The sequence below is a fragment of the Janthinobacterium silvisoli genome (genome assembly GCF_014200725.1).
In the GTDB taxonomy this organism is placed as follows: Bacteria; Pseudomonadota; Gammaproteobacteria; order Burkholderiales; family Burkholderiaceae_D; genus Janthinobacterium.
The window spans coordinates 1150514-1163313 of record NZ_JACHCL010000001.1 but is presented as its reverse complement, the minus strand read 5'-3'; the positions used below and the strand labels follow the sequence as shown (position 1 = coordinate 1163313).

The window sequence follows — 12800 nt, the reverse complement described above, 5'->3', positions numbered from 1 at the left end:
GGACGGTTAATCGGGGGCGCTTGCCCTACTGCGGCGAAGGGGCGTAAGCATGCCATAAATGCTTGAAAAGAGCGAATGGCAGGGGGAATCTTTTCTAAATGCAACTAAATCGGGCAGATGCAAGCGCGTGCAGCGCCATGGTAGCGCGGACAGATGTGGACAAAGTGAAGAAACGGTGAAGACGGTGCTGGCCATGCAGTGCCTGTGTGGCAGGCAGCTTTGGCAGATTTTGCGCCAAATGCCGCTGTTCACCATGTTTAATTTGATAAAATGGCCTGCTTTCGGCGAGAATACTTGTTTGCGTTGTAGTTTTTGCCATTGCAGTCTCATGGTTTCATAGTTTTGGTGCAGATGCCATGCCGCAAGTGCAGGCGGGCCGCGCCGTATCACGACAGGGATTTATTTTGCGACCGATTCAGAAATCGAATAAATTGGCGGATGTCTGCTACGACATCCGCGGCCCGGTCCTGGAAAAATCCAGGCAAATGGAAGAAGAAGGCCACAAGATCACCAAGCTCAATATCGGCAACCTGGCCGTGTTCGGCTTCGATCCGCCCGACGAGATCGTGCGCGACATGATGCTGAACCTGCAGAACGCGGCAGGCTATACCGATTCCAAGGGCATGTTCGCGCCGCGCAAGGCCGTCATGCACTACACGCAGAGCAAGAATATCGCCGGCGTCACCATCGACGATATTTACCTGGGCAATGGCGCCTCGGAATTGATCGTGATGTCGATGAATGCGCTGCTCAATAGCGGCGACGAAGTACTGGTGCCTGCGCCCGACTATCCGCTGTGGACGGCCGCCGTCAGCCTGTCCGGCGGCAATCCCGTGCATTATGTGTGCGATGAGCAAAACGAGTGGTATCCCGATATCGACGATATGCGCCGCAAGATCACGCCGCAGACGCGCGCCATCGTCGTCATTAACCCGAACAATCCGACCGGCGCGCTATACCCGGTGGAACTGCTGCTGCAGATCGTCGAACTGGCGCGCCAGCACCAGCTGATCATTTTCGCCGACGAGATCTACGACAAGGTGCTGTACGATGAAGCCGAGCACGTGTCGATCGCCTCGCTGGCCGACGATGTGCTGTTCATTACCTTGAATGGCCTGTCGAAGAATTACCGTTCCTGTGGCTACCGTGCCGGCTGGATGGTGGTGTCGGGCGAGAAGCGCCACGCGAAGGATTACATCGAAGGCTTGAACATGCTGGCCTCGATGCGCCTGTGCGCCAATGCGCCGGGCCAGTTCGCGATCCAGACCGCGCTGGGCGGCTACCAGAGCATCAATGACCTGGTGGGGCCGGGCGGACGCTTGCTGAAACAGCGCGACCTGGCCCACAAGCTGCTGACCGAGATTCCCGGCGTGACCTGCGTCAAGCCGAAAGCGGCGCTGTATATGTTCCCGCGCCTGGATCCGCTGATCTATCCGATCGCCGATGACCAGCAGTTTGCCTATGAATTGCTGGCCGAGGCCAAGGTGCTGATCGTGCAAGGCACGGGTTTTAACTGGATCGCGCAAGACCATTTCCGTATCGTCTTCCTGCCCAATTCCGATGACTTGACCGAGGCCATGGGACGCATCGCGCGCTTCCTCGAAGGCTACCGCAAGCGTCACAGCCGGGGCTGAGCCGGCAGCAGCACACTCGATCAACCTGGCGCGTGCCGATGGTACGCGCCACTTATGAGCTTTTAGTAGACTATGAAATCCATCAAAATCGGCCTGCTGGGCCTGGGGAATGTCGGTTACGGCACGTTCAGCGTCCTGCGCCGCAATCAGGAAGAAATCAAACGCCGCGCCGGCCGCGGCATCGAAGTGGTCGCCGTCGCCGTGCGCGACGTGGCGAAAGCCGAGGCGCTGGTCGCCGGCGCCTGCAAGGTCGTCAATGATCCAGCCCTGATCGTCAATGATCCCGAAATCGATATCGTGGTTGAACTGATCGGCGGCTACGACCTGTCGCGCACCCTGGTGCTGCAGGCGATCGCCAACGGCAAGCACGTGGTCACGGCCAACAAGGCCTTGCTGGCCGTGCATGGCAACGAAATCTTCGCTGCCGCCCAGGACAAGGGCGTGATGGTGGCGTTCGAAGCGGCGGTGGCAGGCGGCATCCCCATCATCAAGGCGCTGCGCGAAGGCTTGACGGCCAACCGCATCGAATGGATCGCCGGCATCATCAACGGCACCACCAATTTCATCCTGTCCGAGATGCGCGACAAGGGCCTCGATTTCGCCACCGTGCTGAAACAGGCGCAGGCGCTGGGCTACGCGGAAGCCGATCCGACTTTCGACATTGAAGGCGTGGACGCCGCGCACAAGGCCACCATCATGTCGGCCATCGCCTTCGGCATTCCGGTGCAGTTCGACAAAGCCTATGTGGAAGGCATCAGCAACCTCAATGCAGTCGATATCCGCTATGCCGAACAGCTGGGCTACCGCATCAAGCTGCTGGGCATTACCAAGCGCGCCACTGTCAATGGCGTGGAAGGCATTGAGCTGCGTGTGCACCCGACCCTGATCCCGGCCAAGCGCCTGATCGCCAACGTGGAAGGCGCCATGAATGCGGTACTGGTGCATGGCGACGCCGTCGGCGCCAGCCTGTATTCGGGCCGTGGCGCGGGCGCCGAGCCGACGGCCTCGTCGGTGATTGCCGACCTGGTCGACATCACCCGCCTGGCCACCGCCGACCCTGAACACCGCGTGCCGCACCTGGCCTTCCAGCCGAACGCCATGACCGACATTGCGATTCTGCCGATGTCTGAAATCACCACCAGCTACTACCTGCGCATGCACGTGGCCGACCAGCCGGGCGTGCTGGCCGACCTGACGCGCATCCTGGCCGATGGCGGCATCTCGATCGACGCCATGCTGCAAAAAGAGCCGGCCGAGGATGAGACGCAAACGGACATCATCATGCTGACGCACCAGACGCAGGAAAAGCACGTTACGGCGGCCATCGCCAAGATGGAAGCGTTGAACAGCGTGGTGGGCACGGTGACCAAGATCCGCCTGGAAAACCTCAGCTGATTTTTGTTTTATCCCATGCAAAACGGCGCCACAGGCGCCGTTTTGATATCCACCGCAATAATGGGGTGTTACTTGAACTCCGGCACGTCCTGCTCCTGGCCTGCCGGGCCCACATCCATGCCGTCGTAGCTGGCCAACTGGTTTTCCAGCGCAAATTGCATCAGTTCGCCATTGCGCGCGTGCAGGCTGTCGACGCCATGCACTTCTTCTTTTTCCACATGCAGCACCCACACCGGCGGCGCGGCAGCATCTTCCAGCTCGGGCTGATACAACTCTACCGGACGGTAGCCCTGCATGGCCAGCAAGGCGGCCGCCTGTTCCAGCGATTCCGGCGTAGGGTTGGTGAAGTAATAGCCCCACAGCAGCGGCTGGGTCAAATCCCAGGGCGCATTTTCTTTGATATTGTCAAACAGTTCAGCGACTTCTTCTTTGCTCATCATGGCTTGCGCCCTCATTTAAATCTCAGGGCGGGATAGTAGCATTATCGACTGGCGAGTTTCAAAAGCACGTCAGCATCAGCAGGCACGCCGCCGTGTCCTCATCATAAAAAAACCTGCTTGTAAGCAGGTTTTTCAAAGCCAGATAAATGACTTAATAATCAATTCCTGCCATGCAGGAATTAGAATTTGTAGCGCAGGCCCGCCGACATCGTGTGAGCCTTGATTGCAGGGCCATCATCGATCTTGAATGTTTTACCAAAATTTTCATATTCAGCAACGGCAGCCAGATTCTTGTTGATGGCGTAGTTCAGGCCAAAACCGATCAGCACGGATGTTTTGTTCTGCTTTTCGGAAAAGCCGCCTACATCACTGCTTTTGATTTTAGTCTGGTTGCGGCTTGCACCGAGCTTGCCGAACAGGGAAAACTGCGTATTGAGCGGCAGGCTGGCGGTTGCAGCTGCATAAAATGCGGTGCTGTCGACTTTTGCCTTCTCGCTATAGTCATTCACTTGCATGGAACCGAAATCGGCATAGCCGGCTTCCATGCCAAAGTTGGTGTTGAAATCGTAACCGGCATAAATCTTGTAGCTGGTTTTGTTTTGTTCATTCTTGAATTCAGGGGCGCTCACTGATAATTCGCTGCGGCCTAAGTTGCCGCCGATATAAATGTTTTCTGCTTGTGCCTGGGCCAGCATAGGCAATGCCAGTGCGGTGACAGTGATGGCTGCAAATAATTGTTTTTTCATTTCTTCTCCTGTAAGTAATTAAGATGGCGAGAACGCGGGCTACTTAATCGAGGACAGAGTTTATATTCTGTCTTTTATTTCCGAAAAGAAATTATTCAAAAACAATTAAAAATAAATCACATGTTGTTTTATGGCAACGTTTTATGTGGATAGTGGCGGAGAGTAGTCCGCATTGCAGCGCAACTTCACTCGGGCCTGGCGTCTTCACAAAACGATGTATGGCGCAAGCTGCGCTCCTCGAGTCACTGCCACGCCAGCGCTTGCGCAAGCGACTGGTCGATGTCCTGAATACAGAAAGGCCCGGTCGAAAATTCGACCGGGCCTTCAAAGCCAGCTTAATCGCTGGATTCTAATTCACGAAAAATCGCGAATTAGAATTTGTAGCGCAGGCCTACCGAAAATTGCGATGCTTTGACGTTAAAGCCGCTGTCGTCCAGCGTTTTGCCGAAGTGTTCGTATTCAGCGATAGCCGACAGGTTTTTATTGATATTGTAAGCAGCACCTACGCCGATCAGGGCGGCAGTTTTGTTTTGCGAGCCGGAAATGCTCAAGGCGCCAGCGCTTGCGCTGACTTTGGTGTGGTTACGCGTAACACCAATTTTAGCCAGCAGCGAGAATTCTTCGTTCAGCGGCAGGGTGCCGGTAGCAGCTACGTACAGTGCGTTGGTTTCCCAGTTGGTAGATACGCCGCTATCGTTGTCTTTCAGTGTGCCGAAATCAACATAACCACCTTCTACGCCGAAATTGGCGGTGAAATCGTAGCCAGCGTAGGCTTTAAAACTGGTTTTGTTTTCTTTGCCCGAACCGTCGCCACTCAGCTTCAATTCCGAACGGCCGATATTGCCGCCAACATACGCACCTTCAGCTTGCGCGAACAATGGGAATGCCAGAGCGGCGCCGACAACTACTGCAAACAATTGCTTTTTCATTTTTATTCCTAAGTAATTAATGCGGAAAGATTATCTTGCCGCTTAATGGAGGCCGAATTCTATAGGGATAAATATATTTACGTAAGGCAATTATTTAATAATCATTGAAAATAAGTATAGCCAATAAACTATATGTTGTTTTTGAGCAACGTCGGTGGCGCATTGAAATGCACACTGACTTTCAAGCCATGGCCATTGCTTGCCGTTGCCAGTTCCAGCCTCGCGCCGTGCAGGGCGGCGATGTCGCGCACGATAGCCAGGCCCAGGCCAGCGCCGCCGGGGTTGCGCTCAAGCGCCGAGGCGACCCGGTAGAACGGCGTGAAAACGCGCTCGCGTTCGGCTGGTGCAATGCCGGCGCCGCTGTCTTCCACTTCCAGCACGGCGCCATGCAGGGCGTCCGGCGTCGCAGCCCGCACGCGCAAGACCACGTTGCCGCCTTGCGGCGTGTAGCGCAGCGCGTTGTCGACCAGGTTGGCGATCAATTCATGCAGCAGCAGGGCTTGCCCCTGCACCGGCGCGTCATCCAGTGCTTCCAGCGACAGGTCGATATCGCGGCTGACAGCGCTCATGGCCATTTCCAGGCCTACCTGCTGCGCCAGTGCGCGTAGCGACACCGTTTCCATCGGCAGGTTTTCGCCGCCATGTTCGATGCGGGCCAGGGTCAGCAGGCGGTTGGCCAGCAGCACGGTGGAATCGGTGGTGCTGGCGATGGACTTCACGATGTCGCGCAGGGCCGCCATATTGTGCGCATTGTCCGGGTGGCGGTCGCATTCGCGCAAGGCCAGTTCAGCCTGGGTTTTCAGCACCGTCAGCGGCGTGCGCAGCTGGTGCGAGGCGTCCGCGATGAAGCGGCGCTGGCTGGCGATCAACTGCTGCAAGCGGCCCATGGCGCCGTTCATGGCGCTGACCAGCGGCCGCATTTCGCGGTGCACCAAGGTGGGGTCGACGTCGGACAGGTCCGACAGGGTGCGTGTTTCCACTTCTGTTTTCAATCGCATCAGCGGCTGCAGCACCAGGCGCACGGCAAACCACACCAGGGCGCCCATCAGCAACACCATGGCCGCCTGCCACAGCAATGTGTCGAGCAGGATCTGGTTCGACAGGCCGCGCCGGGCGTCCAGCGTTTCAGCCACCTGTATCAGGGCGATGCCGCGCATCGAGTCGTCGTAGACCGGCTGCAGCAGGGCGGCGATGCGTATCGGTTTTCCATGGTAGTCGGCGTGGTAAAAGCGCACCAGGGCAGGATAATTCTCCGAGCGCGGCACGTTTTTCGGCACCGGCGGCAAGTCGTCGTAACCGGACACCAGTTCGCCACTCAAGCCAGTCACCTTGTAATAGATGCGGCCCAGGGTATCGGTTTCAAAGCTGTCGAGCGCCACGTACGGCACTTCGGCAACCACCTTGCCGCCGACGATGGAGACGCGCTCGGCCAGCGCCCGCGTGGAAGCGAGCAGCGAGCGGTCGTAGGCCATGTCGGCCGCGTCGAGCGCATTGCGGTAGACGAAGACGGCGTCGAGCAGCACCAGCATCACCAGCGGGATCAGCAGCCAGCGCAGCAGCTGGCTGCGCAGGCTGCCCAGCGGCCTGCCCTGGGCAAGGCGCAGCCGCAGGCGTTCCAGCATGGGCCGGCGGGCGGTCATTTCGACGCCGTGGCCGCCATGGCGCTGCGTGGCTGCAGCAGGTAGCCGATGCCGCGCAGGGTGGTGATCACCGCGCCGTCGCCGCTGTCGACGCCATTTTCCAGCTTCTTGCGCACGCGGTGGATATACAGTTCGATGGCGTCCAGGTTGGCGTCGTCGGCCAGCGCGAATACTTCATCGAACAGTTTTTCTTTCGACACGGCGCGGCCCGAGCGCGTGATCAGCGCTTCGAGCACCGCGTGTTCGCGCGGCGTCAGCGCCAGCGCCGTGCCGGCATAGCTGAACATGCGCGTGACGGTGTCGAAACTGAGTGCGCCGCAATGGTGTACCAGTGCCTCGTTGCCCTGGCTGCGGCGCAGCAGCGCTTTTACGCGCGCTTCCAGTTCGGCCAGTTCGAACGGCTTGGCCATGTAATCGTCGGCGCCCAGGTTCAGGCCCTGGACTTTTTCATCGAGGCCGCCGCGCGCCGTCAGTATCATGACAGGCGTCTTGCCACGCGTGCCGCCGCGTGCGCGCAGGCGGCGCAGCACGTCCAGGCCATCCATCTTGGGCAAGGTCAGGTCGAGCAGCACCAGCGAGTATTCCTGCGTGTGCAGCAGGGCGTCGGCATCGGCGCCGGTGTGGGCTGTCTCCACCGTCAGGTGTGCGTCGCGCAAGGCCTTTGCCAGCCAGTGCGACAGTTCCAGATGGTCTTCCACTAATAATATGCGCATGGTCTCCGCCATTCGTTTGAAAGGGTGCAGTGTAAGCCTGCAGATGCGATTGCCGATAGCGCCACTGCCGAATAAGTCTGGGCTGCTTGTGGTTGCTTGACGACAGCTATCACTCTGAAAGCCAATTGAAAGGAAGTCTCTTTTATAGTGTGCTCCTGATTCACAAAAGTGATCAGGCATATCACTCATAACTATATCTAAAAACAGGGGACCCTCAATGAAAAAAAATGCATGCTCACTGGCCGCCATGGCCGTATTCGCTGCCGCTGCCGGTGGTGCGCAAGCCCAGTCCAACGTCAGCTTCTATGGTTTGCTCGACGTCGGCATCGATAACATCAGCAATGCCTCGCCATCGAAAAGCTCGATGAGCCGCGTCACCTCGGGTGGCATGAATACCTCGCGCTGGGGTTTTCGAGGCAGCGAAGACCTGGGCGGTGGCCTGAAAGCTGTGTTCAACCTGGAAGGCGGCATCCTGATGGATACGGGCGCTTCCGACGGCGCGCTGTTCAAGCGCCAGGCTTATGTGGGACTGGAAGGCAGCTACGGCCGCCTGGTGCTGGGCCGCTCGTTTACCACCGTGTATGACTTCGTGCTGCCGTTCGACCCGCTGGCGTATGCGCCCAACTACTCATGGGCGACCTCGGGCAACGCCACCGGTCCCAGCAAATACGGCATGACCACGGCCTTTGACAATATGGTCAAGTACTCGGGCAGCGCCGGCGACTTCAAGTACGGCGCCTCGTATGGTTTCGGCGAGCAGTCGACGGGTGCACAGGATAGCGCCAAGTTTTCTGGTGGCGTGACCTACAAGGCTGGCCCGGTCAGCCTGCTGGCGACCTATGAAAAAGTCAACGGCAATACGATCGCCAACGGCGGGCGCGACAAGACCACCGCCTATCACCTTGGTGCGATGTACAGCGAAGGTGCGTGGAAGGTGCAAGCCGTGGCGCGTGACTACAAGCTTGATCCGGCGGCCACCGGCAAGCCGGACGTGCGCGGCACGATCTACTGGGGCGGCGTCAGCTACCTGACCACGCCGGAACTCACCCTGACCGGCGCGATCTACTACCAGGACGTGAAGAATGTGCCGGCTGGCACGGACGCTGATCCGATCATGTATGTGGCGCGCGCGCGTTATGCCCTGTCCAAGCGTACCGACCTGTATGTGGTGGGCGCCTACGCCAAGGCCAAGAACAACCAGCTGGTCGGCCTGTCGCGCGACGATCCAGGTTTCGGCAACACCCAGCGTGGTGTGATGGCTGGCATCCAGCACCGCTTCTGATCCATGGCCATGTTGCGCACTCTTTTCCTGGTCCTGTTGCTCTTGCCGCCGCTTGCCATGGCGGCGGACAGCGCGGCTGCCTTGGCGCCAGTCGAATGCGTGGTGCCGTCCAAACCGGGCGGCGCGATGGACCTGACCTGCAAGCTGGCCAAGAAAGGGCTGGCGTTGCAGGAGGGCCAGTCACGGCCCATGCACCTCAGCTATCTGCCCGGTGGCATCGGCGCCGTTGCCTGGCATTCGATGGCGTCGCAGCGCCGCCGCGCCGAGGCGGACACCCTGGTGGCATTTTCGGGCGGCTCGCTGCTCAATCTGGCACAGGGCAAGTTCGGCAACGCCAGGGCTGGCGATGTGCGCTGGGTGGCGGCGCTGGGCGCGGACTACGGCATGATCGCCGTGCGCAGCGATTCGCCCTACAAGACATTGGCGGACCTGATCGACGCCTTGCGCCAGCATCCTGACAAGGTGCTGATCGGCGTCTCCGGCACCATCGGCAGCCAGGACTGGCTGAAGATGGCGCTGGTGGCGCGCCAGGCCGGCATTGATCCCAAGGTGCTGCGCTTCGTCGCACTCGAAGGCGGCGGCGAAGTGTTTACGGCGATGCAGGCCAATCACGTGCAGGTGGTGTCGGGCGATACGTCCGAAGCGACTCTGAACGCGGACGCCAACCATGCGCGCGTGCTGGCCGTGCTGTCCGACCAGCGCCTGCCTGGCGTGCTGGCCGGCGTGCCGACGGCGCGCGAGCAGGGCGTCGACGTGGTCTGGCCCATCATCCGTGGCCTGTGGATGGGGCCGCAAGTGCCTGACGCCGACTACCAGCGCTGGGTCGCCACGTTTGACCGCATGATGGCCACGCCGGAATTTGCCAGCCTGCGGGCCAAGGCAGGCTTGTATCCCTTCGCCCTGACAGGGCCGCAGCTGACCAGCTACGTTAAAAAAGCGGTCGACGATTACACCAAACGCGCCAGCGAACTAGGCCTGGTGCGCTGAACGCGCATCGCAACAAGCAGTCATAAAAACTTTTACAGACGGAGACCTCACCATGCAAACCAAAACCATTCTCCAGGCAGCGCTTGCCGCCGCCTTTGCCAGCCTGGCCGGCGCCGCTTTTGCGCAAGTGCCTCCCGGTTATCCAGCCGACTACCAGAAGATCATCGATGCGGCGAAGAAGGAAGGCAAGGTCGTCATCTATGGCGCCACCGACAGCAAGGCTACGGCGCCGCTGATCAAGGACTTCAACGCCCTCTACCCAGGCATCACGGTCGAATACAACGACATGAATTCGACCGAAGTGTATAACCGCTTCATTTCCGAAGTGGCGGCCGGCGGCAATACGGCCGACGTGATGTGGTCGTCGGCGATGGACCTGCAGATGCGCCTGGCCTCGGACGGCTATGCACTGAAATACAAATCGGTGGAAGCGGCCAAGATTCCGGGCTGGGCGCTGTGGGATGACATGGCTTACGGCACCACCTTCGAGCCGGCCGCCATCGTCTACAACAAGCGCCTGCTCGACGCCAAGGAAGTGCCGCAGACGCATGCCGACTTCGCCAAGCTGATCACCACGCCGAAGTTCAAGGACAAGGTTACAACCTACGACATTGAGAAGTCGGGTGTGGGTTTCATGTTCATGGCGCAGGACGCCAAGGAAAACCCGCAATTCATGGGATTGCTCAATGCCTTCGGCACGGCCAAGGTGCGCGTGCAATCGTCGACTGGCACCATGATGGAGCGCATTTCCTCGGGTGAAAACCTGGTTGGCTACAACGTGCTGGGTTCTTACGCGCTGGTGCGCGCCAAGACCGACCCGTCGATCGGCGTGGTGCTGCCGAAGGACTACACCCTGATCCTGTCGCGCGTGCAGTTCATCAACAAGAACGCCAAAAACGTCAACGCCGGCAAGCTGTGGCTCGACTACATCCTGTCGCAGCGTGGCCAGACCGTGATCGCCAACGATTCGAAACTGTTCGCCATTCGCGCCGACGTCAAGGGTGAAACCACCTCGGCCGACCTGATCAAGATCATTGGTGCCGACAATATCAAGCCGGTGCCCGTGCACCCGATCATCCTGCAATTCCTGGGGCCAGCCAAGCGCATGGCTTTCCTGAAGCAGTGGAAGGAAACGGCTGGTAAGAAGTAAAGCCGTCTTAGCCGAGCGCGGGCAGCAGCTAGTACCTGAGACCTGCCACCTGCGCGCGGATGCCGCACCCTTCATTCATTGGATTCATCATGCAAACTGCCATCTTGCCGTTACCTGTACGGTCACGCTCTCCCTTGTCGCGCCTGAACTGGTCGCGCGGCCTGGTCGTGACGATCACCTGCATCGCCATTTTCCTGCCGCTGTTCCTGATTTTTTATCAAAGCTTTTTGTCTGCGCCCTTCTTCATGCCGGTGCGCGAATTCGGCTTTGATTCCTACCGTTTCATCTTCGATGATCCCGATTTTTCGATGGCCTTCAAGAATGGCCTGATGCTGGCCTTCGGCCTGACTGTGATCGCCGTGCCGCTGGGCGGCATGCTCGCCTTCCTCATGGTGCGCACCGATTTGCCGGGCCGCAGCTGGGTCGCACCGATGCTGCTGGTGCCGATCTTCGTCTCGCCGATGGTGATGGGCTTTGGCTATGTGGTCTCGATGGGGCCCGTGGGCTTTTACTCGATCTGGGCCAAGGAGCTGCTCGGCTTTGTGCCCTGGAATATCTATTCGTTTACCAGCATCGTCATCATCGCCGGCCTGACGCACGTGCCGCACGTCTACCTGTACGCCTCGTCGGCCCTGAAAAGCCTGGGTTCGGACGTGGAAGAAGCGGCCCGCGTGGCTGGCGCCTCGCCGATCCAGGTGATGCTCAATGTGTCGCTGCCGATGATCATGCCGGCGCTGGCGTATGCGGGCGTGCTGGTGTTCTTCCTCGGTTTTGAAGTGTTCGGCCTGGTGCTGGTGCTGGGCGACCCGGAAGGCCATCTGGTGCTGCCGACCTATCTGTACAAGCTGACCAATAAACTGGGCACGCCGTCGTACCACCTGATGGCCGCCGTGGCCGTCTGCCTGGTGATGGTCACCATGCCGCTGGTGATGATACAGCGCTGGCTGCTGAAATCGGCCAATAAATATGTCTCGATCAAGGGCAAGGGCGCGCGCAGCAAGGCCATGCCGCTGGGCCGCTGGAAGTGGCTGGCGTTTGCCTTGCTGGCCGGCTGGCTGCTGTTTACGATTATCTTGCCACTGACGGGCATCGTGCTGCGCTCCTTCGTGCAGTACTGGGGCGAGGGCGTGCACCTGGCCGACGTACTGACCCTGCAGCATTTCCGCGATATTTTCGAACAGCCTTCGCTGGTGCGCGGCATCGTCAACACGATTTTGATCGGCGTGGTCGGCGGTGCACTGGCCGTGGCTTGCTACAGCTTTATCGCATTGGCCATGCACCGCAAGCAGGATGGCATCACGCGCCTGCTCGACTACAGCGTGCTGGTGCCGCGCGCCGTGCCTGGCCTGCTGGCCGGCCTGTCGTTCCTGTGGGTGTTCCTGTTCGTGCCGGCCTGGCTGGACGGCATGTTGAAGGGCATGGACAACGGCGTGGCGATGTGGCTGAGCGCCCATCTGATCCCGGCGCTGCGCGAAGTGCGTTCCACCATTTTCGCCCTGTGGCTGGCGTATTCGGTGGTGTGGATGGCTTATGGCATGCGTCTGATTTCCACCGCGCTGCTGCAAGTGGGCCCGGAACTGGAAGAAGCAGCGCGCGCCGTTGGCGCCAGCCGTGGCCAGGTGACGCGCGATGTGACCCTGCCATTGATCAAATATGGCTTGCTGGGCGCATGGCTGATGGTGTTCCTGATCTTCGAACGCGAATATTCGACCGGCGTCTACCTGCTGTCGCCAGGCACGGAAGTGATCGGTGCGATGCTGGTATCGCTGTGGGCGGGCGGCTCCACCGACCTGGTGGCGGCGCTGTCCTTCATCAACATCACCCTGGTGGCCATCGGCCTGGGGATCGCGCTGCGCTTTGGCGTGAAGTTGCATAACTAAGTTA

General features: G+C 59.4%; 12 protein-coding genes. 6 read left to right on the top strand and 6 right to left on the bottom strand.

Annotated elements, in window-relative coordinates; genetic code table 11:
- Positions 1-94 precede the first annotated feature (94 nt).
- Positions 95-319: a hypothetical protein gene (locus HDE75_RS05265; protein ID WP_183675902.1), complete on the bottom strand. Its 225-nt coding sequence runs from the start codon at positions 317-319 to the stop codon at positions 95-97.
- An 85-nt stretch (positions 320-404) separates the two neighbouring features.
- Between HDE75_RS05265 and HDE75_RS05260 the strand changes: the two genes are divergently transcribed.
- Positions 405-1634 carry a pyridoxal phosphate-dependent aminotransferase gene (locus HDE75_RS05260; protein ID WP_183675903.1) on the top strand — a complete coding sequence of 410 codons (1230 nt, stop codon included), beginning with the start codon at positions 405-407 and terminating at the stop codon, positions 1632-1634.
- 72 nt (positions 1635-1706) lie between these two features.
- Positions 1707-3029, top strand: a complete 1323-nt coding sequence (locus HDE75_RS05255; protein ID WP_183675904.1) for a homoserine dehydrogenase — start codon at positions 1707-1709, stop codon at positions 3027-3029.
- 68 nt (positions 3030-3097) lie between these two features.
- On the opposite strand, the gene HDE75_RS05250 is transcribed toward HDE75_RS05255, so the two are convergent.
- From HDE75_RS05250 to HDE75_RS05230, 5 genes are all read right to left on the bottom strand, one after another.
- The gene (locus HDE75_RS05250; RefSeq protein ID WP_183675905.1) at positions 3098-3469 is read right to left on the bottom strand and encodes a ribonuclease E inhibitor RraB; all 372 of its coding nucleotides are present in this window, start codon (positions 3467-3469) and stop codon (positions 3098-3100) included.
- Positions 3470-3648: 179 nt separating this feature from the next.
- The gene (locus tag HDE75_RS05245; RefSeq protein ID WP_183675906.1) at positions 3649-4215 is read right to left on the bottom strand and encodes an outer membrane beta-barrel protein; all 567 of its coding nucleotides are present in this window, start codon (positions 4213-4215) and stop codon (positions 3649-3651) included.
- A 371-nt stretch (positions 4216-4586) separates the two neighbouring features.
- Positions 4587-5144: a porin family protein gene (locus tag HDE75_RS05240; RefSeq protein WP_183675907.1), complete on the bottom strand. Its 558-nt coding sequence runs from the start codon at positions 5142-5144 to the stop codon at positions 4587-4589.
- 128 nt (positions 5145-5272) lie between these two features.
- Positions 5273-6784 carry a sensor histidine kinase gene (locus tag HDE75_RS05235; protein ID WP_183675908.1) on the bottom strand — a complete coding sequence of 504 codons (1512 nt, stop codon included), beginning with the start codon at positions 6782-6784 and terminating at the stop codon, positions 5273-5275.
- On the bottom strand, positions 6781-7497 hold the full coding sequence (locus HDE75_RS05230; protein ID WP_183675909.1) for a response regulator: 717 nt from the start codon (positions 7495-7497) through the stop codon (positions 6781-6783). Before HDE75_RS05230 ends, HDE75_RS05235 begins: the two co-directional genes overlap by 4 nt.
- Before the next feature lie 217 nt (positions 7498-7714).
- Between HDE75_RS05230 and HDE75_RS05225 the strand changes: the two genes are divergently transcribed.
- The 4 genes from HDE75_RS05225 to HDE75_RS05210 all read left to right on the top strand — a co-directional run bounded on the left by HDE75_RS05225 (position 7715) and on the right by HDE75_RS05210 (position 12796).
- Positions 7715-8779, top strand: coding sequence for a porin (locus tag HDE75_RS05225; protein ID WP_183675910.1), 1065 nt, complete (start codon positions 7715-7717; stop codon positions 8777-8779).
- A 3-nt stretch (positions 8780-8782) separates the two neighbouring features.
- Complete coding sequence (locus HDE75_RS05220) at positions 8783-9766, top strand: Bug family tripartite tricarboxylate transporter substrate binding protein (RefSeq protein WP_183675911.1); 984 nt, start codon at positions 8783-8785, stop codon at positions 9764-9766.
- Positions 9767-9818: 52 nt separating this feature from the next.
- Positions 9819-10916, top strand: coding sequence for an ABC transporter substrate-binding protein (locus tag HDE75_RS05215; RefSeq protein ID WP_183675912.1), 1098 nt, complete (start codon positions 9819-9821; stop codon positions 10914-10916).
- An 89-nt stretch (positions 10917-11005) separates the two neighbouring features.
- On the top strand, positions 11006-12796 hold the full coding sequence (locus HDE75_RS05210) for an ABC transporter permease (protein ID WP_183675913.1): 1791 nt from the start codon (positions 11006-11008) through the stop codon (positions 12794-12796).
- Positions 12797-12800: the final 4 nt, after the last annotated feature.